The organism is Mariniflexile aquimaris (assembly GCF_042676825.1).
Taxonomy (GTDB): domain Bacteria; phylum Bacteroidota; class Bacteroidia; order Flavobacteriales; family Flavobacteriaceae; genus Mariniflexile; species Mariniflexile aquimaris.
On sequence record NZ_JBHTIB010000037.1, the window covers coordinates 38,201 to 62,276 of the forward strand.

General features: G+C 33.7%; 23 protein-coding genes. 15 read left to right on the plus strand and 8 right to left on the minus strand.

The window, feature by feature from the left end:
* The first annotated feature begins 90 nt into the window (after nucleotides 1-90).
* Entirely contained in the window at nucleotides 91-1,032 is a 942-nt protein-coding gene (locus tag ACFQ0I_RS16725) for an FKBP-type peptidyl-prolyl cis-trans isomerase (protein ID WP_379944128.1), read from the plus strand.
* 69 nt (nucleotides 1,033-1,101) lie between these two features.
* On the opposite strand, the gene ACFQ0I_RS16730 is transcribed toward ACFQ0I_RS16725, so the two are convergent.
* Nucleotides 1,102-1,707 carry an outer membrane beta-barrel protein gene (locus ACFQ0I_RS16730; protein WP_379944129.1) on the minus strand — a complete coding sequence of 202 codons (606 nt, stop codon included), beginning with the start codon at nucleotides 1,705-1,707 and terminating at the stop codon, nucleotides 1,102-1,104.
* 290 nt (nucleotides 1,708-1,997) lie between these two features.
* On the opposite strand from ACFQ0I_RS16730, the gene tgt reads away from it, so the two are divergent.
* The 6 genes from tgt (at nucleotide 1,998) to ACFQ0I_RS16760 (ending at nucleotide 9,326) form a co-directional block, all read left to right on the plus strand.
* A complete protein-coding gene (gene tgt / locus ACFQ0I_RS16735; protein WP_379944130.1) occupies nucleotides 1,998-3,128 on the plus strand; it encodes a tRNA guanosine(34) transglycosylase Tgt in 1,131 nt (376 codons plus the stop codon).
* Nucleotides 3,129-3,236: 108 nt separating this feature from the next.
* Nucleotides 3,237-4,319, plus strand: a complete 1,083-nt coding sequence (locus tag ACFQ0I_RS16740; RefSeq protein ID WP_379944131.1) for an LptF/LptG family permease — start codon at nucleotides 3,237-3,239, stop codon at nucleotides 4,317-4,319.
* Nucleotides 4,306-5,202 (plus strand): DMT family transporter, encoded by an 897-nt coding sequence (locus tag ACFQ0I_RS16745; RefSeq protein ID WP_379944132.1) that lies wholly within the window; start codon nucleotides 4,306-4,308, stop codon nucleotides 5,200-5,202. The genes ACFQ0I_RS16740 and ACFQ0I_RS16745 overlap by 14 nt, the downstream gene beginning before the upstream one ends.
* 69 nt (nucleotides 5,203-5,271) lie before the next feature.
* Nucleotides 5,272-6,225 carry an acetyl-CoA carboxylase carboxyltransferase subunit alpha gene (locus tag ACFQ0I_RS16750; RefSeq protein WP_379944133.1) on the plus strand — a complete coding sequence of 318 codons (954 nt, stop codon included), beginning with the start codon at nucleotides 5,272-5,274 and terminating at the stop codon, nucleotides 6,223-6,225.
* A 169-nt stretch (nucleotides 6,226-6,394) separates the two neighbouring features.
* Entirely contained in the window at nucleotides 6,395-7,936 is a 1,542-nt protein-coding gene (gene dnaB / locus ACFQ0I_RS16755; RefSeq protein WP_379944134.1) for a replicative DNA helicase, read from the plus strand.
* Nucleotides 7,937-8,141: 205 nt separating this feature from the next.
* Entirely contained in the window at nucleotides 8,142-9,326 is a 1,185-nt protein-coding gene (locus ACFQ0I_RS16760; protein WP_379944155.1) for an asparagine synthetase B, read from the plus strand.
* 5 nt (nucleotides 9,327-9,331) lie between these two features.
* Here the strand turns inward: ACFQ0I_RS16760 and ACFQ0I_RS16765 are convergent, their stop codons facing one another.
* Nucleotides 9,332-9,775: a hypothetical protein gene (locus tag ACFQ0I_RS16765; protein ID WP_379944135.1), complete on the minus strand. Its 444-nt coding sequence runs from the start codon at nucleotides 9,773-9,775 to the stop codon at nucleotides 9,332-9,334.
* Nucleotides 9,776-9,907: 132 nt separating this feature from the next.
* On the opposite strand from ACFQ0I_RS16765, the gene ACFQ0I_RS16770 reads away from it, so the two are divergent.
* Nucleotides 9,908-10,330, plus strand: coding sequence for a secondary thiamine-phosphate synthase enzyme YjbQ (locus tag ACFQ0I_RS16770; protein ID WP_379944136.1), 423 nt, complete (start codon nucleotides 9,908-9,910; stop codon nucleotides 10,328-10,330).
* A 77-nt stretch (nucleotides 10,331-10,407) separates the two neighbouring features.
* Here the strand turns inward: ACFQ0I_RS16770 and rplT are convergent, their stop codons facing one another.
* The 4 genes from rplT to thrS form a co-directional block, all read right to left on the minus strand.
* Nucleotides 10,408-10,752: a 50S ribosomal protein L20 gene (gene rplT, locus ACFQ0I_RS16775; RefSeq protein WP_379944137.1), complete on the minus strand. Its 345-nt coding sequence runs from the start codon at nucleotides 10,750-10,752 to the stop codon at nucleotides 10,408-10,410.
* 176 nt (nucleotides 10,753-10,928) lie between these two features.
* On the minus strand, nucleotides 10,929-11,126 hold the full coding sequence (rpmI, locus tag ACFQ0I_RS16780) for a 50S ribosomal protein L35 (RefSeq protein WP_132219486.1): 198 nt from the start codon (nucleotides 11,124-11,126) through the stop codon (nucleotides 10,929-10,931).
* Nucleotides 11,127-11,226: 100 nt separating this feature from the next.
* Nucleotides 11,227-11,775 carry a translation initiation factor IF-3 gene (gene infC / locus ACFQ0I_RS16785; protein ID WP_379944156.1) on the minus strand — a complete coding sequence of 183 codons (549 nt, stop codon included), beginning with the start codon at nucleotides 11,773-11,775 and terminating at the stop codon, nucleotides 11,227-11,229.
* A gap of 29 nt (nucleotides 11,776-11,804) precedes the next feature.
* Nucleotides 11,805-13,739: a threonine--tRNA ligase gene (gene thrS, locus ACFQ0I_RS16790; protein ID WP_379944139.1), complete on the minus strand. Its 1,935-nt coding sequence runs from the start codon at nucleotides 13,737-13,739 to the stop codon at nucleotides 11,805-11,807.
* A gap of 437 nt (nucleotides 13,740-14,176) precedes the next feature.
* Here thrS and ACFQ0I_RS16795 point away from each other — a divergent pair, with 437 nt between their 5' ends.
* The 6 genes from ACFQ0I_RS16795 to ACFQ0I_RS16820 are packed head-to-tail and all read left to right on the plus strand — an operon-like array spanning nucleotide 14,177 to nucleotide 21,105.
* Nucleotides 14,177-15,100 (plus strand): hypothetical protein, encoded by a 924-nt coding sequence (locus ACFQ0I_RS16795; protein ID WP_379944141.1) that lies wholly within the window; start codon nucleotides 14,177-14,179, stop codon nucleotides 15,098-15,100.
* A gap of 44 nt (nucleotides 15,101-15,144) precedes the next feature.
* Nucleotides 15,145-16,185 (plus strand): substrate-binding domain-containing protein, encoded by a 1,041-nt coding sequence (locus ACFQ0I_RS16800; RefSeq protein ID WP_379944142.1) that lies wholly within the window; start codon nucleotides 15,145-15,147, stop codon nucleotides 16,183-16,185.
* Between the two features lie 17 nt (nucleotides 16,186-16,202).
* Nucleotides 16,203-17,732: a sugar ABC transporter ATP-binding protein gene (locus tag ACFQ0I_RS16805; RefSeq protein WP_379944143.1), complete on the plus strand. Its 1,530-nt coding sequence runs from the start codon at nucleotides 16,203-16,205 to the stop codon at nucleotides 17,730-17,732.
* A gap of 12 nt (nucleotides 17,733-17,744) precedes the next feature.
* Nucleotides 17,745-18,713: an ABC transporter permease gene (locus ACFQ0I_RS16810; RefSeq protein ID WP_379944145.1), complete on the plus strand. Its 969-nt coding sequence runs from the start codon at nucleotides 17,745-17,747 to the stop codon at nucleotides 18,711-18,713.
* Nucleotides 18,714-18,725: 12 nt separating this feature from the next.
* Nucleotides 18,726-20,222 carry a mannitol dehydrogenase family protein gene (locus ACFQ0I_RS16815; protein ID WP_379944146.1) on the plus strand — a complete coding sequence of 499 codons (1,497 nt, stop codon included), beginning with the start codon at nucleotides 18,726-18,728 and terminating at the stop codon, nucleotides 20,220-20,222.
* A gap of 1 nt (nucleotide 20,223) precedes the next feature.
* A complete protein-coding gene (locus ACFQ0I_RS16820; RefSeq protein WP_379944147.1) occupies nucleotides 20,224-21,105 on the plus strand; it encodes a carbohydrate kinase family protein in 882 nt (293 codons plus the stop codon).
* A 170-nt stretch (nucleotides 21,106-21,275) separates the two neighbouring features.
* On the opposite strand, the gene ACFQ0I_RS16825 is transcribed toward ACFQ0I_RS16820, so the two are convergent.
* Complete coding sequence (locus ACFQ0I_RS16825; protein WP_379944149.1) at nucleotides 21,276-22,748, minus strand: mannitol dehydrogenase family protein; 1,473 nt, start codon at nucleotides 22,746-22,748, stop codon at nucleotides 21,276-21,278.
* A 210-nt stretch (nucleotides 22,749-22,958) separates the two neighbouring features.
* Here ACFQ0I_RS16825 and ACFQ0I_RS16830 point away from each other — a divergent pair, with 210 nt between their 5' ends.
* Nucleotides 22,959-23,687, plus strand: coding sequence for an NUDIX hydrolase (locus tag ACFQ0I_RS16830; protein ID WP_379944150.1), 729 nt, complete (start codon nucleotides 22,959-22,961; stop codon nucleotides 23,685-23,687).
* Nucleotides 23,688-23,789: 102 nt separating this feature from the next.
* On the opposite strand, the gene ACFQ0I_RS16835 is transcribed toward ACFQ0I_RS16830, so the two are convergent.
* Nucleotides 23,790-24,076: hypothetical protein (locus ACFQ0I_RS16835; RefSeq protein WP_379944151.1), on the minus strand; the 287-nt coding region annotated here is incomplete at its 5' end.

The following is a 24,076-nucleotide window of genomic DNA, read 5'->3' on the forward strand; positions in this document are numbered from 1 at the left end:
AAAAGATTATAATTAATATTTTTTTATGTACATTAATTGTCTGATTAATTTACTTTTGTCAAAGCAAATAATAATATAATATTAGAATAAATGAAATTAAAAGAAATAACTCTATTTGTTTTATGTTTAACATTAGGTTTTATATCGTGTAAAAAAGATGATGATTCTGAAACGCTTACTATAGAGATAAGAGATCGTGCAGAGCAACAACTTGCAGACATGGAATCTTTAAACGATTATTTAGCAACTCATTATTATAATTCAGACGAAATAGCATCGCTTTCTAATCCAGGTATAAAAGATTTAGTTTTTTTTAAGCTTGAAGAAGGTGAAACAGTGCCAGTAGGCTCTACTTTATTAAAGGATGCCCCAGGTTTAGAAAAAAAATCGGTAACCTACGCAGAAACCGAATACGAGTTTTATGTACTAACCATTAATCAAGGCGGTGGCAGTGATACGCCTACTTTTGCAGATAATGTAAATGTAGTTTATGAAGGATTTACCTTAGATGACGCTGTTTTTGATAGTGCTGTAAACCCTGTGACTTTTGATTTAACCTCGTTGATTCCTGCATGGAGAAAAGTGTTGCCGCAATCATTTTATACGGCAGAAAGTTATGTTGAAAGTGGTGATGGAACCGTTGAATATGTAAATAAAGGTGTAGGGGTTATGTTTATACCTTCTGGTCTTGCTTATTTTTATAATGCTTCAACAGGTATTGATGCCTATTCTCCTTTAATTTATAAATTTGAATTACTTAAAACATCTCAAAACGATCATGATGGCGATGGCGTGCCAACTTATCTGGAAGATTTAAATGGAAATGGTGAATTAACAGATGATAATACCGATGGAGATACAGATAATTTTGGTAATCCGATTAATAATTACTTGGATCCAGACGATGATGGTGATGGTATTTTTACAATCAACGAAGATATTAATAACGATGGCGACCCTACAAACGACGATTCAAACGGAAATGGGATACCTAATTATCTAGACAAGACAGATAAAATAAGAAAGAGCTAAACGTTTTTAAAAACAAACAAAAAACCTCGCCATTTAGCGAGGTTTTTGTTTTAAATAAACTTTCTATTTTTAAAGTAGTAGCGATAAACTTAAAATTAATTGGTCGGGTCTGGTGTCTAATCTACTTGTTCCAATACCGTTATTATTTAAAAAAGTAGCTTCATTATCATTAAAGCCTCTTTCGTATCTTACATCAATACCAACGCTATTAAAGTTTAGGCCAATTCCAAAATTTACGCCAACAGAAAATTCGTTTTCAACATTATTAATAGAAATACCATCAAATTCAGTATCTAAAATATATTGAAACGCAGGGCCACCAAAAACACTTATTGGTCCGAGTACTTTTACCCCGAATAACATAGGAGCATCAATTTTTTGCATTTCAAAAGTATCATCGTTGTAATCGCTTTTTGTGCTGGTATACATGACTTCTGGTTTAAAATAAAAACGATTCCCTATTTTTCCAAATAGACCAAAATGATAGCCAACGTTGCGATCTGGGTGTTGTGCATTGTCACTAATAGATTCAAAATAATCACCATTAGCGTTATAATTTAAACCTCCTTTAAAGCCAATTCCCGTAGAGGTTTGCGCCATAATTGATGTAGGAATTAAAGCCATAAAAAATAAAATAATAAATAAATGTGTGTGATTGTTTTTTAAACTTTTCATAATTATTCGTTTTAAGATTTGGTTTATGATATCAAAAACGCTGCCAAATGAAATTTATTACACATATTATTAAAATCAAATTTTGTTTTCCAAATATCACTTTTTGTAAATAACAGCGTTTAAACCAGATATAATTAAGATTAAATTCAAATTAAAATTAAAAAAATATGTAGGTTTGCCAACTGAATATTTTCTTTTTTAAATGAACCTTCCATAACTAAATTTAGATGCTAGAAGGAATGATCATAAGGTAGCTCCATGTGGCCATTTAAAAATAATAGAAACAACACATGAAATTCGAATTAAACGCAAAAGACCCGCAAAGTAAGGCAAGAGCAGGTAAATTAATTACAGATCACGGAGTTATTGAAACACCTATTTTTATGCCAGTTGGTACTGTGGCAACGGTAAAAGGGGTGCATCAGCGTGAGCTAAAAGATGAAATAAACCCAGATATTATTCTTGGTAATACTTACCATTTGTACTTAAGGCCTCAAACAGATATTATTGAAAAGGCTGGCGGACTTCATAAGTTTATGAATTGGGATAGAAATATTTTGACTGATTCTGGAGGATATCAAGTGTATTCTTTGTCTTCTAACAGAAAAATAAAAGAAGAAGGTGTAAAATTCAAATCGCATATCGACGGGAGTTACCATGTGTTTACACCCGAAAATGTTATGGAAATTCAGCGCAGTATTGGTGCCGATATTATAATGGCTTTCGATGAATGTACGCCATATCCATGCGATTATAATTATGCAAAACGCTCTATGCATATGACGCATCGTTGGTTAGATAGATGCATCAATCATTTAGAAAAAACACCTTTAAAATACGATTACAATCAAGCCTTTTTTCCAATAGTTCAAGGAAGTACGTATAAAGATTTACGCCAACAATCTGCCGAATATATTGCGAAAGCTGGCGCTGTTGGAAATGCTATAGGAGGACTTTCGGTTGGTGAACCTGCTGAAGAAATGTATGCCATGACCGAAATTGTAACCGAAATTTTACCCGAAGACAAACCACGCTATTTAATGGGAGTGGGAACACCCATCAATATTCTAGAAAATATTGCACTAGGTATCGATATGTTTGATTGTGTGATGCCAACAAGAAATGCCAGAAATGGGATGTTGTTTACGGCTCATGGAACCATCAATATTAAAAACTTAAAATGGGCAGACGATTTTTCTCCAATCGATGAGTTGGGCATTACTTTTGTTGATACCGAATATTCGAAAGCCTACTTAAGACACTTGTTTTCAGTAAACGAATTACTTGGAAAACAAATCGCTACAATTCATAATTTAGGGTTTTATTTGTGGTTGGTTCGTGAAGCAAGAAAACATATATTAGCAGGAGATTTTAGAACATGGAAAGACCAAATGGTAAAACAAATGGATAATAGATTGTAAAAAGTTAAAAGTTAAAAGTTAAAAGTTAAAAGTTAAAAGTTAAAAGTTAAAAGTTATTTCAATTAACTAAAAACCAAAACGCCTCTCCTTTGGAGAGGTTGGGAGAGGATGAAAATACTAGACTGGTACATATTAAAGCGCTATTTGTTTACATTTTTTATGATGTTACTCTTGTTTATTCCTATTGGAATAACGGTGCATCTTGCAGAAAAAATTGGTAAAATACTTGAAAACGAGGTGCCTATCGGCGAAGTACTTGTTTATTTTTATGATTTCACTATTTATTTCGCGCATTTACTTTTTCCGCTGTTTTTATTTTTATCGGTAATATGGTTCACCTCTAAACTAGCCAATAATACCGAAGTTATTGCCTTTTTAAGTTCGGGTGTGTCCTTCACCAGATTTTTAAGACCTTACTTAATAGGAGCAACTATTGTTGGTATTTTGTCTATTGTTTTAGGTTTGTTTTTAGCACCAAAAGCCAGTGAAGGGTTTAACGATTTTACCTATAAATACTTAAAAAAAGGAAAAACAGCTTTCGAAGAAACTAATTTAAATGTATTTAGACAGATAAACGACAAGGAAATTATATATGTAAGTAGTTTTGATGTTGGAAATAAAATTGGGCGCGATTTTACTTTAGAGCATTTTGAAGGGAACAAGTTAAAGCATAAAATAACGGCGAGTAATATTAAGTACATTGAGGAAGATACAACGTATCGATTAACCAATTATGTGAAACGTATAGTAGGTAGCGATATTGATAGTTTAGAAATTCAACCTACCAAAGACACCCTTTTTGCCTTTGATGCAGACGATTTAATCCCTGTTATATATGCCGCCGAAACTAAAATGTATGGCGATTTAAAACGCTTTATTGCCAAAGAAGAGGCGAGAGGTTCATCAAACGTAGGGCGTTTTAAGTTAGTGTTATACAGAAAATGGAGTTTGCCAGTATCGGTGTTTATTTTAACCATTATTGCCGTTGCGGTATCTTCTATTAAGCGTAGAGGCGGTATGGGTGTTAATCTTGCCGTAGGTATTTGTATTGCCATGGTTTTTGTGTTCTTCGATAAAATATTTGGGGTAATGGCAGAACAATCAGACTTTCCACCATTAATAGCCGTTTGGTTTCCTAATGTTATTTTTGGTATACTAGCCATTTATCTCTTGCGTAATGCTAAACGTTAAGTTAAAAAATCATTTACACCTTCACTTTTTAGTTTTTATAGCTGGATTTACTGCTATTTTAGGTGAAATAATTACCATAAGTGCCGTATCATTAGTCTGGTACCGCATGTTAATGGCATCTGTTTTAGTATTTATTTATATTAAAATTGCAAAGGTTAATATTAATATAAGTCCTAAAGCGTTACTCCGATTGTTTATTGCAGGTGTTATTATTGCGTTGCATTGGATTACTTTTTTTGGAGCGATAGACGCATCAAATGTATCAATAACACTCGCCATGTTTTCTACGGGTGCTTTCTTTGCATCCTTAATTGAACCCGTTATATATAAAAGACGTATAATTTGGTACGAAATACTCTTTGGAATCATAGTCATTATAGGTGTTTTTATAATTACTCAAAGTGAAATGAAATACATCACGGGGATTATATTAGGGATATCATCAGCGTTTTTATCTTCCTTATTTGCTGTACTCAACGGGAGTTTTTTAAAAAAGCATACAGCCACGGTAATTTCATTTTATGAGTTTCTTAGCGGTGTTTTATTTATTTCAATTTATATTATGATTTTTGGAGATGGGTTTTCAAGTAGTTTTTTTAATGTAAGCTATTCAGATTTAGGGTATCTTTTTATATTGGCATCCATCTGTACTGCCTATGCTTTTATCGCTTCTGTTCATGTTATGAAGGTAATAAGTCCATATACAGTAGTGCTTAGTTATAATTTAGAGCCCATCTATGGTATAATTTTAGCCGTTATTTTGTTCCCGGAAAAGGAGCAAATGAGTGCTTATTTTTATTATGGAGCGCTCGTTATTTTCACCACCATTTTGCTAAATGCCATTCTAAAAAACATAAGATTCTTAAAAAGAAAACGTTCTTAGCTACAAATCATAATTAAAGTTTTTATATTTGTACACTAACTTAGATTAATAGCCAAAAATAAAATTCTTATGGAATATTTAGAATTTGAACTTCCAATAAAGGAACTTGAAGAACAACTTACTAAATGCCAAATCATTGGCAAAGAAAGTGAAGTTGATGTTACAGAAACTTGTTCTAAAATTGAAAAAAAATTAGTTGAAACTCAGAAGGAGATTTATAAAAATTTAACACCTTGGCAACGAGTTCAACTATCACGTCATCCTAACAGACCTTACACATTAGATCATATTAATGCTATTTGCGGGGAGTCTTTTTTAGAATTGCATGGCGATAGAGGCTTTAAAGACGATAAAGCTATGATTGGTGGTTTAGGTAAAATTGGCGATCAAAGTTTTATGTTTATTGGCCAGCAAAAGGGATATAATACCAAAACACGTCAGTACAGAAATTTTGGAATGGCTAATCCAGAAGGCTATAGAAAAGCGCTTCGTTTAATGAAATCTGCCGAAAAATTTGGTATTCCTGTTGTAACCTTAATTGATACTCCGGGTGCATTCCCTGGGTTAGAGGCTGAAGAACGTGGACAAGGAGAGGCAATAGCTAGAAACCTTTTTGAAATGACACGACTAAAAGTGCCTATTATTACGGTTATAGTAGGTGAAGGCGCTTCTGGAGGTGCTTTAGGTATTGGTGTTGGTGATGCGGTACTTATGCTAGAAAATACTTGGTATTCTGTAATTTCTCCAGAATCTTGCTCTTCTATATTGTGGCGTAGTTGGGAGTATAAAGAACAAGCAGCCGAAGCTTTAAAATTAACGGCTTCAGATATGAAAAAATTGAAGCTGGTTGACGAAATTATAAAAGAACCACTTGGTGGAGCCCACCGCGATAGAGAAAAAACATTTTCAACGGTTAGCAATGCCATTGTTAAAGCTTACGAGTCGCTTAAAAACTTATCACCAAAAGATTTGGTATCTCAACGTATGGAAAAATATACAGAGATGGGCGTATACAAAGATTAATACGGTCAAAACCATAACAAAGTAAAATCTGAAGTGTCATACTTCAGATTTTTTTTATGCTTATTGACAATATTTTTAAGTTATTAACAGTTAAATTGTTAACTAACTGTGAACAACCATAATACAATTTTTCATTAAAAACACATTCATTTTAGTTACTTTCGTATTCATGAAACAACCCGAACAAATAAGAGGATTTAAAGTTGATAAAAGTACATTAATTAGTCTTGAGAAAGGCAAGATTCCACCTCAAGCTATTGATTTAGAGGAAGTTGTACTTGGAGCGATGATGATTGATAAAAAGGGGGTTGATGAAGTTATTGATATTTTAAGTCCCGATGCGTTTTATAAAGAAGCCCACCAGCACATATTTGAGGCGATTTTTCAGTTGTTTGAAGGAAGTGAACCGGTAGACTTATTAACCGTTTCTACACAACTTAAAAAAAACTCCAAATTAGAACTTGCTGGAGGCGATTTTTACCTTATTTCCTTAACTCAAAAAGTGTCTTCTTCGGCGCATATTGAGTTTCATGCACGTATTATTTTGCAGAAATTTATTCAACGTAGTTTAATAAAAATTTCTAGCGAGATTATTGAAGATTCGTATGATGAAACAAAAGATGTTTTCGATTTATTAGATAAAGCGGAATCAAAATTATACGAAGTTACCCAAGGAAATATAAAAAAGTCTAGCGAAACCGCTCAAGAATTGGTAATTCAAGCCAAAAAGAAAATTGAAGAAATTTCAAATAAAGAAGGTTTAAGTGGTATTCCAACAGGGTTTAATAAATTAGATAAATTAACCTCTGGTTGGCAACCGTCCGATTTAATTATCGTGGCGGCGCGTCCTGGTATGGGTAAAACAGCATTAACCTTATCTATGGCAAGAAATATTGCGGTAGACCAAAATATACCTGTAGCATTTTTCTCTTTAGAGATGGCTTCAGTACAATTAATTACGCGTTTAATTTCCAGTGAAACGGGCTTATCTTCAGAAAAATTACGTACTGGTAAACTCGAAAAACACGAATGGGAACAGCTTAATGTGAAAGTAAAAGGGCTGGAAAAAGCACCCTTGTTTATTGACGATACACCATCACTTTCAATTTTTGATTTGCGTGCAAAAGCCCGTAGGTTATCATCGCAGCATGGTATAAAATTAATCATGATCGATTATTTACAGTTAATGACAGGCGGTAGTAGTCATGGCGGAAACCGTGAGCAGGAAATATCTATGATTTCTAGAAACTTGAAAGCATTAGCAAAAGAGTTAAATGTACCAGTTATTGCATTATCACAGTTATCGCGTGCGGTTGAAACCCGTGGAGGTAGTAAACGTCCGCTGTTATCAGACTTACGTGAATCTGGTGCCATCGAGCAAGATGCAGATATTGTTAGCTTTATTTACAGACCCGAATATTATAAAATTGATGAATGGGATGATGAAGAACGCTCGCCAACTGAAGGGCAAGCAGAATTTATTGTCGCAAAACATAGAAATGGTGGTTTAGAAAACATCCGTTTAAAATTTATCGGGCATTTAGGTAAGTTTGATAATTTAGATGATTTTGACTCGCCGTTCGAGTTTCATTCTAAAATGAACGCTGCAGCTAACGATGATACCTTTAAAACAGATAACTTTAAGGCAAGTCCAGACCAGGCTTTTGGCAGTTCGTTTAATGAGGATGATGATAACGATGTGCCGTTTTAAAAGGTAATCTTCTGTTAAAGACATGCTATAACGAATAAAATTTAAGTATATTTCAGCTTAAATAATAAAACTTTTTATTGTTATTTATGTTAAATAATACCAAAGGTTTGATTAAAGTATTACTTCGGTCGTGAAAAAGATATTTCTCGTTTTTATATTTACGTTTTTTGGTTTGCAAGCTTATGCATCGTACATCCTGATTCCCATGGATGCTGATAGCCAAAAAAATCATTTAAAAGCATACGGTATAACCTATTGGATCCTATCTAAAGAACTAAAGGTGAAATGGTTGCTGAATTATCGTGGTGGTTCTTTTTTATTGCCTGATACTCAAGAAATACAACGGGAATGTCAAATACGTGGTGTGTCGTTCGAAATACTTTCGGATGCTAAAACGGAAAATATTTTAGAAGAAATTAGCAGTCCCAGTCAAAATATGGAAGCGGTGGTTTTAGAGAAAGCACCGAAAATAGCTGTTTATACACCGTACGGTAAAAAACCCTGGGATGATGCCGTTACTATGGCGTTACAATTTGCCGAGATTCCCTACCAAACGATTTATGATGAAGAAGTTTTAAACGACGGCTTATTGGCGTTCGACTGGTTGCATTTACATCATGAAGATTTTACAGGGCAATTTGGAAAATTTTACGGTGCTTACAGAGCGGCATCGTGGTATATTGAAGAAAAAAAGGAGGCCGAAAAATTAGCTGCAAAATTAGGCTATAGTAAGGTGTCTGAAGAAAAGTTGGATGTAGCATTAAAAATTAGAGACTTTGTGATTGGCGGAGGGTTTATGTTTGCCATGTGCAGCGCTACCGATAGTTTTGATATCGCATTATCTGCCGAAGGTGTAGATATTTGCGAACCCATGTTTGATGGCGATGGAAGTGATTCTGGCTATCAAAACAAGATAGACTATAATAAAACCTTCGCGTTTACCAATTTTATTTTAGAACGAAATCCGATTGTTTATGAATTCTCTTCTATAGACATGACTCAAAAACGTGTGATTCCAAAAACGGCCGATTATTTTTCGTTGATGGAGTTTTCTGCGAAATGGGACCCGATTCCAACAATGTTATGTCAAAATCACACCGCATTAATAAAGGGATTTATGGGACAAACTACCGCCTTTACTAGAGATGAAATTAAAGCGAATGTATTGGTTTTAGGTGAAAATAAATCCAATGGAGAAGCTAAATATATACATGGAATTAAAGGAAAAGGCTTCTTTACGTTTTATGGTGGTCATGACCCCGAAGATTATGAGCATAAAGTGGGCGACTCTAAAACCGAATTAGATTTACATCCAACCTCTCCAGGTTATAGATTAATTTTAAATAACATTTTGTTTCCAGCAGCTAGAAAGAAGAAACAGAAAACCTGATTTCCTTAATCTTCATTATCCAAAACAAGTATTCTTCTAAAGGTATAAATATAACCATCGGCTCCAGTGCCATTGGTAGTTATATTTTGGTCTATGATGAGCTGGGTTTCAGAAATATCAAGGGATCCATATTCATTAGAGTTAATTGAAAGAAACAACATGTTATTGTCGCCAGTAATCAATGTGTACGGGTATGTTCCTGTATCTAACCCATCTTCAACATCAGTACTATTGGTATTAGTAACTTTTAATGTGTTTTCTGTTTCATCAAAGAACCAAACAATTTTATTTAAATCAAAATCATTATTTACCCCAGCAAATCCGCCACTCACGTTAACAAGGTGCCAATATGTTTTATAGACTTGTGGATTGTAATTTTCGTCGTTGTTAAGTGAACAGTTGGTTAACGTAATAAGGCTTAAAAATGTAATTAAAATTGAATGTTTCATAGCGTAGTTTTAGGATTGTATTTGTTAAATAGATGCTTTAAAGTCTAAAAGGTTGCTTCATAAAATTGAAAAACATGCTTTAAATGCGTGGTAAAATACTAAATTTAGCATTGTTATAATTAAGATTATACTATGAAGTTTTATCAAAAGCAAATTCAATTAAAGCCATATCAACGAGGATTTCATCTCATTACAAGCGATGTTTTAGATGCAATGCCAGAAATAAATCAGATACAAATAGGGCAATTACAGGTGTTTATTAAACACACATCTGCAAGTTTAACTATTAATGAAAATGCTGATTTTACTGTTCGAACCGACTTTGAAAGTCATTTTAACAAGATGGTTCCTGAAAATGCGCCATATTACAAACATACTTTTGAAGGAAGTGATGATATGCCGGCACATATTAAAGCGTCGTTACTTGGTTCGTCTGTACAAATACCAATTACCAACGGGAAGTTAAATTTAGGTATGTGGCAGGGAGTCTATTTATGTGAGCACAGAAATTATGGTGGATCTAGGGAACTGGTAATTACAGCCTTTGGAGAATAAAAAAAATCCGGTTCGTAAGAACCGGATTTTTAATATATTAAGCGAATATAATAAGTTTGACAATAGGCGAAAACGCCTTATTTTACTTTCTCTATTACGGCTTTAAAAGCCTCAGGGTTATTCATAGCTAAATCTGCTAAAACCTTACGGTTTAATTCAATATCATTAGCTTTTAATTTTCCCATAAATTGAGAATAAGATAATCCATGTATTCTAGCTCCTGCGTTAATACGCGCGATCCATAATGCACGGAATGTTCTCTTTTTGTTTCTACGGTCTCTATACGAATATGACATCGCTTTTTCAACCGCATTTTTTGCTACTGTCCAAACGTTTTTACGACGTCCGAAGTAACCTTTTGCTTGTTTTAGAACCTTTTTTCTTCGGGCTCTTTTTGCTACAGAATTTACTGATCTTGGCATAATTATTAATTGTTTTTTGTAGTAGGCGGTTAATTTAGTTGCTGGTCTTTGGTTATTAGTTGTTAGAAACTTTTAACTTTTAACTTTTAACTTTTAACTTTTAACTTTTAACTTTTAACTCTTTTTATTGCCTAACTCCAGGGTTTATAATTTATTTTAACCGGTTAAAATAGATGTTACTTTAAACGTAACATGATTTTAACATTATTCTCATCCGCCTTATCTACTAATGTATCATGCGTCAAAGCGAGCTTACGTTTTTTAGACTTCTTTGTTAAGATGTGACTTTTAAAAGCGTGCTTTCTTTTTATCTTACCAGTACCAGTTAGCTTAAAGCGTTTTTTGGCACTAGATTTTGTTTTCATTTTAGGCATTTTCTTTTCCTAGGTTTTAATTATTTCGCTTAATTATGTTTTGCTGTCCCGAAACTTCGGGATTTTTCAGCATCTTATTTATATAAGATATTCTTTTATTTTATTTTTTTGGTGCAATAAACATGGTCATACGTTTACCTTCCAATTGTGGCATTTGTTCTACTTTACCATATTCTTCAAGGTCTTGTGCTAATCTTAGTAATAAGATTTGACCTTGTTCTTTAAATATTATCGAACGACCTTTAAAAAATACAAAAGCTTTAAGTTTTGCGCCTTCTTTTAAAAATTTTTCGGCATGTTTCTTTTTAAATTCATAGTCATGATCATCTGTCTGAGGACCAAAACGTATTTCTTTAATAATAACCTTAGTCGCTTTTGCTTTTATAACCTTGTCACGCTTCTTTTGTTCGTAAAGAAACTTTTTATAATCCATAACTTTACAAACAGGAGGATCTGCGTTTGGAGAAATCTCTACTAGATCTAGTCCTTGCTCGTCTGCTATTTTTAAAGCATCTCTTGTAGAATAAATACCAATTTCAACATTGTCCCCAACTAAACGAACATTGGGTACATTAATTTTAGAGTTAATTCTATGTTTGTCCTCTTGTGAAACCCTCTTAGCGGGTTGCGATTTTCTTCTAATTGCTATGGCTATATATGTTTAAGTTAAACTTATTTTTAAAACGATTTTAACGTTTTGTTTATTTCTGTTTTTATAATTTTCGAGAAGTCTTCAATAGAAATCATTCCTAAATCTTCTCCACCGTGCTTACGCACAGTAATCTTGTTTTCTTTTTCCTCTTGTTCCCCAATAATAATCATAAAAGGGTGTTTTTGCATCTCAGCTTCCCTAATCTTCTTACCAATGGTTTCATTTCTATGGTCAACAAGGGCGCGAATTTCGTCATTTTCTAGCAAATTTAAAACTTTTTCAGCGTATTTTTCATATTTCTCGCTAATTGACAGTATAATAGCCTGAGTTGGCATCAACCAAAGCGGGAAATTACCAGCTGTATGTTCTAATAAAATAGCAATAAAACGTTCCATACTTCCAAAAGGTGCCCGGTGAATCATTACAGGTCTGTGTAATTCGTTATCGCTTCCTTTGTATGTTAAATCGAAACGCTCTGGTAAATTGTAATCTACTTGTATTGTTCCTAATTGCCATTGTCTGCCAAGAGCATCTTTAACCATGAAATCTAATTTCGGACCATAAAATGCTGCTTCTCCAGTTTTAACAGTATAAGTTAGGCCTTTATCAATGGTCGCACTCATTATAGCTTTCTCAGCTTTCTCCCAGTTTTCTAGGCTTCCTATATATTTATCAGGATTTTCAGGATCTCTTAAAGATACTTGCGCTGTAAAATTCTCGAAACCTAACGACCCAAATACATACAGTACCAAGTCAATTACATTTTTGAACTCTTCGTCCAACTGTTCTGGAGTACAGAATAAATGAGCATCGTCTTGTGTAAAGCCTCTAACACGAGTTAATCCGTGGAGTTCACCACTTTGCTCATATCTATATACGGTACCAAATTCAGCATAACGTTTCGGTAAATCTTTATAACTCCATTGCGCATTATTGTAAATTTCACAATGATGCGGACAATTCATCGGTTTTAATAAAAACTCTTCGCCATCTTTTGGAGTGTTAATCGGCTGAAAACTATCGGCACCATACTTCGCGTAATGTCCAGAAGTAACATAAAGTTCTTTTTGGCCAATATGCGGTGTGATTACCATTTCGTAACCTGCCTTTTTTTGAGCGGCTTTTAAAAAGTTTTCTAATCGTTCGCGTAAGGCGGCACCTTTTGGTAACCAAAGAGGTAAGCCTTGTCCAACCTTTTGAGAAAATGTGAATAACTCTAATTCTTTACCAAGTTTTCTATGGTCGCGCTTTTTAGCTTCTTCTAATAACTCTAAATACTCCGTTAAGTCTTTTTGCTTCGGAAATGAAATACCATAAACACGCGTTAATTGCGGATTATTCTCATTACCTCTCCAATAAGCACCAGCAACTGAAAGTATTTTGGCTGCTTTTATAATGCCAGTGTTTGGTATATGACCGCCACGGCATAAATCGGTAAACGTAGAATGGTCACAAAATGTAATGGTGCCATCTTCTAAGTTTTCAATCAGCTCTGTTTTAAACTCGTTGTTTTTATATAATTGTAATGCTTCAGCTTTTGTTGCAGAACGCATTTTAAAGTCGTGTTTCCCGCGCGCAATATCCAGCATTTTATCTTCAATAGCCTTAAAATCTTTTTCAGAAATGCTATGGCCGCCAAAATCAACATCATAATAAAATCCATTTTCAATAGCAGGTCCAATGGTTAGTTTGGCTCCAGGATATAATTCTTCAATGGCCTGAGCTAATACGTGCGCCGATGAATGCCAAAAAGCTGTTTTGCCTTCCGTATCGTTCCAAGTATATAAAACCAAACTACCATCGGTAGTTAATGGTGTTACAGTTTCTACAGTTGTACCATTAAAACTTGCCGATATAACATTTCTAGCTAAGCCTTCACTAATGCTTTTCGCAACATCCATTGGAGTAACGTTTTCATCAAACGTCTTCACACTGCCATCTGGTAATGTAATATGTATCATATAAAAATTTGAAATTCGCTTGCAAAGATAATAGTATAAACATAGACATACAATATTATAGTGAGGTATAATTTGATAAAATCTTTTATAATAAGATTAAATTTCTTCAGATAGATTTAGTTTTTGTTGATGGTGATTTTTCTTTTATCATAACTGGTAGTTTGGTTATTTATGTATGGGAACCATTTTCTTTTAGTTGTTTTAAAAATTTATTTCATAAATAACAAACTATATAAAACGTATTATTAACGTTAAATAGAATTCATTGAATATTATGAAGGGATTGTCTTAAAAAATTAATAATACAATAAAAATTTGCTTATTTAGTAAATTTTAACAGACTTAAATTGAAAGTAACTGTATTTCTTATTTATATTTGAAAAATAATAAGCGTAAAAAATACGTTTAAAAAAACAACCAAGCTAAATAAGGATATTATGAAACCAAACCAATTTCATTTTAAAACAACAACCTCACTTTCTTTAGTACGTACTAAAAATAGTCGCGTATCAGCATTTAATGGTGCTATCATTAAGACCTTCTTAATGAGTATATTAACAGCAATGAGTTTTTTTGAGCTTACAGCGCAAACGATTGAGAAGAATTTGCCTGAAGTTGATAGTATTATTAATGATGACTATAAAGCATTTACGGCTGGTGCACATATTAAGAATATGCATTTGTGGCATGGGTTTGTTGTGCACCCCGGAGCTATGATAGCTACTAACCTAGAATTTAATTCTAAAGATAAAAAATTCACATTCGGTTTATGGGGTGGTGCAAGTTTTACAACGGTTGATGTGATAAATAAAAACACAAATGAACCGATAAGTGCGCATTATCAAGAGTTTTCTATTTATACAAAATATCGTTTTTCCGATAAGTTTTTTATTGAAGCTGTTACGCATAACAACTACACAGGTGTGGAAGAGCGCGGTGATGTGTTACATTATTGGAGTTATGATAAAACGCAAGGATATAATTTTGTTGATCTTAACTTTGGATACAATATTACACCAAATACACTTTTATATTTAGCTACCATTATTAATGGTGGTTCTGGCGATTACGAAGTGCAATCGGACGGATCTTTAAAAAACTCATGGACGCATTATTTTGAAGTAAGCAGTAAGGTTTGGGAAAAGGGAGATTCTAATTTAACTCTTTTTGCAGGTGGCGCATGGTCGTTCACAACAGATAAAACTTTTTATACAGAAGGTGCGGGAAATGTGATAAACGTTGGCGCTACCTTTAGTAAAAATGTTAAATTAGGTAATTATAATTTACCTATTGGTGTAACTGCCATGTGGAATCCGGAGAAAGAAAAAACCGTACTTCAAGTAGATTTTACTATATTTTAAACAACCAATAAACTAAAACATAGAAATTAACTAATATATTAATTATGAAAACAACAATATTAAAACCATTAATGGTACTTGCTTTAATTTTCAGTTTGTTCAGTTGTGTTGAACAAACTAATACTACAAAAGCAAATGTAAATTCAGAAGAAGAAACAGGAGACATATTCGAAAGCGCGATCGATCTTTCTGGTAAAAAAATAGGCTATTGTACGCCTACCTTAAATGCTCCTTATTATCAGGCATTATTGCAAAGTATTCAATCAACTACAGAAAAAAATGGCATGATATTTATCGCTGCAGATGGACAGGATGATATTACCAAACAGGTTGCTGCAGTAGAAGATTTAATTACCAAAGGTGTTGATGCTTTACTGTTGAATCCTAAAGATCCAGATGCGTTAGTTGGCGTTACTAAAGCGGCAAAAGCGGCTGGTATTCCTGTATTTATTATAGATAGTTCTATAAATCCTGATGCTGAATTTGTAACAACCATACAGTCTAACAATCTAGCAAATGGCGAATTAGCAGGTGAGTGGCTTGCCAAAAAATATGGAAGTAAAAAAATGAATATTGCCTTATTAAGTGGTAATGCAGGAAACCCGGTTGGAAAGACACGTAAGCAAGGTTTGCTACAAGGTATTACTGAAGAACAATTAAGAAGTTTGGGGTATATCGATTTAAATATAAAAACACAAGCTTACACAGATTGGTCGTATGCGGGTGGTTTAAAAGCTATGGAAGATATTTTGGTAGCGCATCCAGATATTAATGTGGTAATTACAGAATCTGATGTTTGCGTATTAGGTGCGATTAAGGCTATTGCCCAAGCTGGTAAAACAGACGATATATTAATTGTTGCTGCTGCCGATGGTCAAAAAGAAGCCATTAAATACATTATGGAAACAAATTTCTACGGATGTACAGCAATGAACAGTCCGGTACAAATTGGTAAAAATGCTGTTGGTTACGCCATTCAATACATGAATGGTAAAAGAGATTTTCCTAAAACATCATTTACTCCGCCACTCTTAATTACTAAAGAAAATGCGGAGAAATACTACAATCCTAAAGCTTTATTTTAACCTTAAAATTAATTGATATGCAAAATTCAAAACAAGAATACCGCTTAGAAATGACGGGAATATCAAAGAGTTTTGGTGTTGTTTCGGTTCTAGAAAATGTAAACCTTAGGGTTAAACCAGGAGAAATCCATGCACTACTTGGTGAAAATGGCGCCGGAAAATCTACGTTGATGAAAATACTTAGTGGAGTTCATCAGAAAGACAGTGGAAAAATAACATTAGATGGCGTAGAAATTAATCCAAAAAACACGCACGACGGACAAGTGTTAGGTATTAGTGTGGTTTATCAGGAATTATCTTTAGTTAATGATTTATCGGTAGCCGAAAATATTTATCTACATAAACTAGGCGCGAGCAAATTTTGGATGAACTGGAAACAACTCACAGCCGAAGCTCAAGAATTAATAGATTCTTTAGGCTTTACAATTAATGCATCGGCTAAAGTTAGAAGTTTGAGTATTGTTCAAAAGCAAGTAGTCGAAATTGCAAAAGCACTATCAGAAGACACAAAAGTTTTAGTATTAGATGAGCCAACAACGGTTTTTGGTCCTATCGATACACAAAAATTATTCGATAATCTTTTCAGATTGAAGAAAAAAGGGGTTTCTATTATTTATATCTCCCACCATCTAGAGGAAATTTTTAAAATAGCCGATTCTGTTACGGTACTTAGAGATGGTGTAGACACCGGAAGTATGGCTGTTGCAGATACCGATACTGATGGTGTTATTCGACTTATGATAGGCAGGGAGTTAAAAGATTTATATCCTGCACGTCATGCCGAAATAGGTGAAGAACCCATTTTTGAAGTAAAGAATTTAACGGCCCGAGATACTATTGTTCATGATGTATCATTTTCGGTGCGTCCTGGAGAAGTTTTAGGAGTAGCAGGTTTGGGTGGTAGCGGAAGAACCGAAATGGCTAAACTTATTTTTGGTGCTCATAAAAAGAAGTCCGGTACTTTATATCTTAATGGTAAAGAAATAAAAACCGACACGCCTGTTTGTGCAGTTGGCCATCAAATAGGTTTTGTTTCTGAAGACAGAAAAGAAGAAGGTGTTTTTTTACCGCTATCTATTAGACGAAATATTAGTATGACGAATTTTAATCCTATTTCAGGTAGATTAGGTTTTATAAATATAGATCACGAGTATAAAAATGTTTTAGAACTCATTGAAAAATTAAAAATTAAAACGCCTAGTTCTGAGGTTAATGTTAAAAACTTAAGTGGCGGAAACCAGCAAAAAGTAGCCTTGGCTAAATGGTTAAGTATTAAAAGTAAAGTGATTTTAATTGACGAGCCTACCCGAGGAGTTGATGTTGGAGCTAAAATAGAAATTTACAACCTGATTAATGCGGTAGCTCAAAAAGGAGTTGGTGTTGTGGTCATTTCTTCAGATATGCCAGAAATAATGGGAATTTCAGATCGTATTCTTGTTATGCACAAAGGAACAATTTATGGTGAATTGGCAAAAGAAGACTTTTCAGAAGAAAACATTTTACGCTACTCTATAGGGCAGCCACTTAAACAAGAACAATTAAACTAAAAAAATAAAATCATGGCATTAACATTAAAACAACAATTAAGTACTCCAGCAGGTATACTTCAGTTTATTGTAAAACACAACACAATAATAATATTTTTATTGTTGGTAATATTTTCAGCGCTTATATCAGATGTGTTTTTTACATCGGTGAACCTTTCAAATTTATTAAAACAAGTTTCTGGCATTGGTATAATTAGTATAGGTATGTTACTTGTAATCCTCACGGGAGGTATCGATTTATCTGTCGGCTCCATGGTGGCTTTATTAGCGGTAACTTTTGCACTAATGGTTAACGTGTTTATTTTACCGGTAGCCATTCTAATAACCTTAGTTATTGGTTTTGGTTTGGGTAGCATTTCCGGTTATCTGGTGGCCTACCAAAAAATGGCGCCGTTTGTGGCGACCTTAGCTTTAATGACTATCGCTAGAGGTTTAGGGTTTATCTATTCTAAAGGATCTCCAATTACTTTTAAAACTCCAGGTGGCGAATTCATGTCCAATTTTGCTAATAATTCAACTATTGGAGTGCCTAATATTGCAATCGTATTCTTCATCATCGTTCTGCTAGCAATTGTTATGTTACGCTATAATGTATTTGGAAGATTAATTATTGCCATTGGGAGTAACGAACAGGCATCTAGATTATCAGGACTTAAAGTAAACAAATACAAGTTTTTAGTATATGCGATATCTGGTGCATTAGCGGCTACAGCTGCTATAATTGTAGCCTCTAGAACAAATTTAGGCTCTCCAAATATGGGTATGGCTTGGGAATTAGATGCTATTGCCGCAGTGGTAATTGGCGGTGCTAGCTTAAATGGAGGAAAAGGTACCGCCATTAACACCCTAATGGGAGTGCTAATTTTAGGTTTAATAGGAAATATTTTAAATCTGTTAAATGTACCATCATATCCGCAACAAGTAGTAAAAGGTGCTATCATCATTTTTGCTGTATTACTTCAAAGATTTGAAACCAAATAAAATATTATTAAAATGACAAATTATAAATTAAATAACTTGAATCTTTCAAAATTAAAAGAGCAAGTTTCCATTCCAGAATATAACAGATCCAATATAAAAACAGGTATTGTACATGTAGGTATTGGTGGTTTTCACAGAGCGCATCAAGCCTATTATACCGATGAGTTATTACATGATGAATCTGTAAAAGATTGGGGTATATGCGGTGTTGCTTTGTTAGATTTTGATACTAAAATATATAATGTTCTTAAGGAACAAGACGGATTGTATACCCTTATTGTAAAAGAATTAGATGGTACACTTACAAAAAGAGTAATAGGTTCTATTGTGGAGTATTTGTTTGCACCAGAAAATCCACAAGCGGTGATTGAAAAAATGGCGAGTCCAGATGTTAAAATCATATCCCTAACCATTACCGAAGGTGGCTACAATTATAATGAATCAACAAAACAATTCGATTTTAATAACCCATTAATTCAATATGATTTAGAAAATCCTTCAAGCCCAAAAACAATTTTCGGATATTTAACTCAGGCCTTAAAATTACGTAAAGAGCGTAAGTTAAAAGGACTTTCTGTACAATCATGCGATAATATTCAGGGTAACGGACATATGACTCAAAAAATGTTGTTGAGTTATGTGGCCAAAGCAGAACCAGAATTAGTGGATTGGATAAATTCTAATGTATCTTTTCCTAACGCCATGGTGGATAGAATTACCCCAGCTACAAGTGCTTCCGACATTTCAAACTTAAAAGAAACAAGCGGTATTGACGATGCTTGGCCAGTGGTTTGCGAACCGTTTAAACAATGGGTTATCGAAGATAATTTTGTCGCTGGAAGACCTTCTTGGGAAAAAGTTGGTGCTCAATTCGTGGAAGATGTCGAGCCATTTGAGAAAATGAAACTTCAATTATTAAATGCAGGGCATTCTGTATTAGGAATAATTGGCGCGTTAATGGGATATGATACGATTGATGAAGTGGCAAATAACGAAGATGTTAACCGCTTTTTACGAGCTTACATGAGACAAGAAGTAGCTCCTATTTTAAATGATTTAACTGGTGTAGATTTAGAAAGTTACGAAGCTTCGTTGTTAGAACGTTTTGGAAACATATATATAAAAGACCAAATTGACAGAATTTGTTCAGAGAGTTCGGCTAAATTCCCTATTTTTATTCTGCCTACCGTAAATGCTCAGCTTAAACAAAACGGAACTATTAAACATGCGGCCTTAGTAATCGCTGCTTGGGCTATTTATAGTTTAGGTGTAAATGAAGCCGGTAAAACGTTATTAATTAAAGATGCGATGCAATCAACTTTACAGGAAAAAGCTTTAGCCGCAAAAAACAACCCTAAAGCCTTTTTAGAGATTGAAGCAATCTTTGGAGTATTAAAAGATTCAGAGCCTTTTGTAAAAGCATATACGGCGGCGTATCATAATATTGTTAAGAATGGTATCGAAAAATGCGTTTTAGATACCAATAGGAATTTGTTAAAATATATTTAAAATGGCAAATATTACATGTTTTGGAGAAGTTTTATGGGATGAATTTCCCGAACACAAAAAAATTGGAGGTGCTCCTTTAAATGTGGCTGTTCGGTTAAAATCTTTTGGAAATGATGTTTCTATGATTAGTAGAATAGGAGATGATAATGATGGACGCGAAATTTTAGAATTCATTAAAAAGAATGAAATTAATAGTGGTGGAATTCAAATTGATGAAAAACTCGAAACAGGAAAAGTAAAGGTAGTTTTAGATGAAAAGGGTTCGGCTTCATACGATATCATGTTTCCACGAGCTTGGGATACTATTCAATTAGAGTCGATGTCTAAAGAAATTGTAAAATCTTCCGATGCTTTTGTGTTTGGTAGTTTAATTGCAAGAAATGACGTTTCTAAACATACACTGTATGAGTTGCTTAAAACAGCAAAATATAAAATTTTTGATGTGAATTTAAGAGCGCCATATTATACCAAAGAAATTCTTTCGTATTTAATGAATCAAGCCGATTTTATAAAATTTAATGATGATGAAATTTTTGAAATCAGTGCAATGTTAGGATCAAAATCTTCCTCATTAGAAGATACAATTCATTTTATCGCAAAACACACCAATACGAAAACAATCTGTGTAACTAAAGGTAAACATGGAGCTATTTTATTTGTTGATGGTAAATTTTATTCCAATAATGGCTATCATATAACTGTGGTTGATACCGTTGGCGCTGGAGATTCTTTTTTAGCATCATTAATAAGTAAGTTGCTACATAACGAAGATCCTCAAAAATCTATTGATTATGCGTGCGCTGTAGGTGCTATAGTGGCGAGTAAAGCAGGAGCAAACCCAAGTATTTCTAACGAAGAAATACAGCAAATGATGCATGCTTAATGATTTTTAATTTTATAATAACAAGTTATTAGTTGATACCATCCATATATTAAATAGTTAAAAAAAATTGAACAGAAGAAATTATTCGGTTTTCTGATTAATAGCAGAAAGGGTTTTACAATATTATTGTAAAGCCTTTTTTTATGCTTTGTAAGTTCTATTAATTTGTTCTAGCTATTAATCAAATTAGCATTCATTTCCTTAATGCATGTTTTCACATCATGTTTTCTTAATAAAGAAAGTGAGGCTTCATAACTGTCGGTAAAAATTTTATGAGAACTTAAGTCTCCAAAAACAGATTTAATCTCTAAAAACTTTATCGGGTTTTGGTGCGATAAGGTTGCGTTTCTAATTAATGTACCACTTATACTATCTGTTATGTTGTACGAAACATTAAAGTCGTTAACGCCATCATTATATTTACACCAGGCGGCAATTATAAAGGCGGCTCTTTTTATGTTTTTATCTTTTTGTAATTGATCGTTTATCGTTGGCAGTATAAAAAGAGGAATCTTTGCAGAGTTTTCTTGGCAAATACGCGATAGTCTATCGTTTATATGTGGGTTTTGAAATCTAGCTACCAACAATTTTTTGTAGTTCTTTACATGAGTAGCGTTCGATTCGTTAAGCGTTGGCTGTACTTCTTCATTCATAAACGATTTCAGAAAAATTATAAAGTCTTCATCAATGGCTGCTTCATGTACCGTTTTATAACCATGCAAAGTGCCTAAAATACCTAAAATGGTATGGCCCGCATTAAGCAATCGTAGCTTCATTTTTTCATAAGGCTCAATGTCTCGTGTAAATTGTACGCCCACTTTTTCCCAGTTCGGTTTTTTAAAAAGAAATTTATCTTCAATTACCCAGTCTGCAAACGGTTCACAAACTACCGGCCATTGGTCTTCTATTTGGAAGTTTTGTTTTAATTCCTCAACATCGTCAAAATCAGTAATGGTAGTAATTCTGTCCACCATCGTGTTTGGAAAGGTTGTGTTTTCAGAAATCCAATCTAAAAGATCGGGAGCTGTTTTGCTAACATATTCTAATAACGAATGTTTCATGGTGTCTCCGTTAGACTTAATGTTGTCGCAAGAAAGTATGGTGCACCCAGGTAAATTTCTTAATTTCCTTAATTTAAAAGCTTGCGTTAAATAACCAAAAACGGTTTTAGGGTTAAATGGGTTTTTAATTTCTTCACTCACAGCAGGGTGGTTTATATCAAAAACACCCGTAATTTCATTTAAATGGTACCCGTCTTCCGCAATTGTAAGCGAAATAATTTCAATATCAGGACTTGCCATTCTTTCAATAACCGCCAACGGATTTTCAGGACCAAAAAAATATTCAACTACAGATCCAATTATTTTAGCTCTATGGGCTCCATTTGGTTCTTTAATATATAAGGTATATAAACCATCTTGGTCTTTTAAAATATTATATATCTTTCTGTCAGAATCTAACAAGTCTACACCGCAAATCCCATAATTTAGTTCATTGAATTTCTCAATAAGTTCATGCGAGTAATACGCTTGGTGCGATCTGTGAAAATTACTTACCCCAATATGCAGTATGCTCGTTTTAATTTTGTCTCTATCAAACGAGGGCTTTAAAACGGTATCAGGCATTAGTTTTAAATTTTCCATGTTAAGCAGAAAAGACTTCGTCATTATAAGTAGTATTTAAACGTGTACTTTTTAATCATTAATATATAGTTTATTAAAAATGGGTTTTCACACAGCAAAACGCTAGATATAAAAACAAACTATGTTATTAAAAAACATCATTAATAATAAACAGTAATAATAAGAGATTGATTAAGTTTGTAAAAGCGTAAATTTAACGTTTTAATTGATATGGATTTTAGAAAAATTGATAATTTATCAGTAGACTGTGTGGTTTTAAAGTTAGAAGATAACGCGCTTAATGTTTTATTGCGCAAACGCACCCTAAATTTGTATAACGAAAACTTACCAGTTATAGACGATTGGGTATTACCTGGACATTACGTACTTAAAAGTAATAATTTGGGTGAGACCGCTAACAGGGTTTTTAAAGAATTAACAGGCGAAAATCACTTCAATAGAAATCAATTTAGAACCTATGGCAATGCCGCTCGAATTAAATCCGAAAAAGATGTGCTGTGGGTACGAAGTCGCGGGGCAAAAATCAGAACCATAACAGTCGCTTACTATTTAATCGTAGCGTCCAATAAAGAATTGTTAAATATGGACGATTCCTTAAAGTGGTTTAAATTAAAATCTCTGCCGCAATTAGGCTTCGATCATCTACAAATTATTAACGATGCTTACGACGATGTTAAAACTAAAATCATAACAGACCCGCTTATATTCGACTTTGTACCAATTAAATTCACGCTAAACGAACTTCAAGTCGCCTACGAAACTATTTTAGATGTAGAGTTAGATAACCGTAATTTCAGAAAAAAAGTATCCAGCAAGTCCTATATAGTACCGTTAGACGAAAAACAAAAAGGCGTATCAAAAAAACCATCACGCTTATATATGTTTAGTAAAGATGTGTACAATCAAGTTGTCGAGACCGATTTTATCATTCATAAGTAGCCGCCGCACAAAACATTTTACCTATATATAAGGTAACAAATCGTCTTTTATATTTCTTTTTATAAAATAATTAGGGCGTTCCCCTTTGGGTCGGGCTTTGCGCTACAAGTCCTCGCGCCCCCAAAAGGGTGGGGTCGCTGTGGGCTTTCCACTGCAATCCCTAACGCGCGCCAGCCATCCAAGGTCATTTTTTAGGAGCGCCACAACCGCAAACAACAAAAAAACCACAAAGACTACGGTCAATAAACAGTTACAATTAATATAATAAGCGTAGCCAAAAAAAAACGGCAGCAGCCAATAACTAATCAAAACCGACCATATCGCACCAAAAAAAGGCAGGCAAGCAAGAGTATTCTCCCATAAAGTAGGGTTATAAAAAGGGCATGAGT

Bases quoted from the DNA above. Each gene is read 5' to 3' on its own strand.
- ACFQ0I_RS16820 (WP_379944147.1), top strand. From the start codon at position 20,224: ATGGCAAATATTACATGTTTTGGAGAAGTTTTATGGGATGAATTTCCC.
- dnaB (WP_379944134.1), top strand. From the start codon at position 6,395: ATGAAACAACCCGAACAAATAAGAGGATTTAAAGTTGATAAAAGTACA.
- ACFQ0I_RS16770 (WP_379944136.1), top strand. From the start codon at position 9,908: ATGAAGTTTTATCAAAAGCAAATTCAATTAAAGCCATATCAACGAGGA.
- thrS (WP_379944139.1), bottom strand. From the start codon at position 13,739: ATGATACATATTACATTACCAGATGGCAGTGTGAAGACGTTTGATGAA.
- ACFQ0I_RS16745 (WP_379944132.1), top strand. From the start codon at position 4,306: ATGCTAAACGTTAAGTTAAAAAATCATTTACACCTTCACTTTTTAGTT.
- rpmI (WP_132219486.1), bottom strand. From the start codon at position 11,126: ATGCCTAAAATGAAAACAAAATCTAGTGCCAAAAAACGCTTTAAGCTA.
- ACFQ0I_RS16805 (WP_379944143.1), top strand. From the start codon at position 16,203: ATGCAAAATTCAAAACAAGAATACCGCTTAGAAATGACGGGAATATCA.
- ACFQ0I_RS16765 (WP_379944135.1), bottom strand. From the start codon at position 9,775: ATGAAACATTCAATTTTAATTACATTTTTAAGCCTTATTACGTTAACC.
- ACFQ0I_RS16810 (WP_379944145.1), top strand. From the start codon at position 17,745: ATGGCATTAACATTAAAACAACAATTAAGTACTCCAGCAGGTATACTT.
- ACFQ0I_RS16730 (WP_379944129.1), bottom strand. From the start codon at position 1,707: ATGAAAAGTTTAAAAAACAATCACACACATTTATTTATTATTTTATTT.
- ACFQ0I_RS16760 (WP_379944155.1), top strand. From the start codon at position 8,142: ATGGATGCTGATAGCCAAAAAAATCATTTAAAAGCATACGGTATAACC.
- rplT (WP_379944137.1), bottom strand. From the start codon at position 10,752: ATGCCAAGATCAGTAAATTCTGTAGCAAAAAGAGCCCGAAGAAAAAAG.
- ACFQ0I_RS16725 (WP_379944128.1), top strand. From the start codon at position 91: ATGAAATTAAAAGAAATAACTCTATTTGTTTTATGTTTAACATTAGGT.
- ACFQ0I_RS16795 (WP_379944141.1), top strand. From the start codon at position 14,177: ATGAAACCAAACCAATTTCATTTTAAAACAACAACCTCACTTTCTTTA.
- ACFQ0I_RS16830 (WP_379944150.1), top strand. From the start codon at position 22,959: ATGGATTTTAGAAAAATTGATAATTTATCAGTAGACTGTGTGGTTTTA.
- ACFQ0I_RS16815 (WP_379944146.1), top strand. From the start codon at position 18,726: ATGACAAATTATAAATTAAATAACTTGAATCTTTCAAAATTAAAAGAG.
- ACFQ0I_RS16800 (WP_379944142.1), top strand. From the start codon at position 15,145: ATGAAAACAACAATATTAAAACCATTAATGGTACTTGCTTTAATTTTC.
- tgt (WP_379944130.1), top strand. From the start codon at position 1,998: ATGAAATTCGAATTAAACGCAAAAGACCCGCAAAGTAAGGCAAGAGCA.
- ACFQ0I_RS16825 (WP_379944149.1), bottom strand. From the start codon at position 22,748: ATGGAAAATTTAAAACTAATGCCTGATACCGTTTTAAAGCCCTCGTTT.
- ACFQ0I_RS16740 (WP_379944131.1), top strand. From the start codon at position 3,237: ATGAAAATACTAGACTGGTACATATTAAAGCGCTATTTGTTTACATTT.
- ACFQ0I_RS16750 (WP_379944133.1), top strand. From the start codon at position 5,272: ATGGAATATTTAGAATTTGAACTTCCAATAAAGGAACTTGAAGAACAA.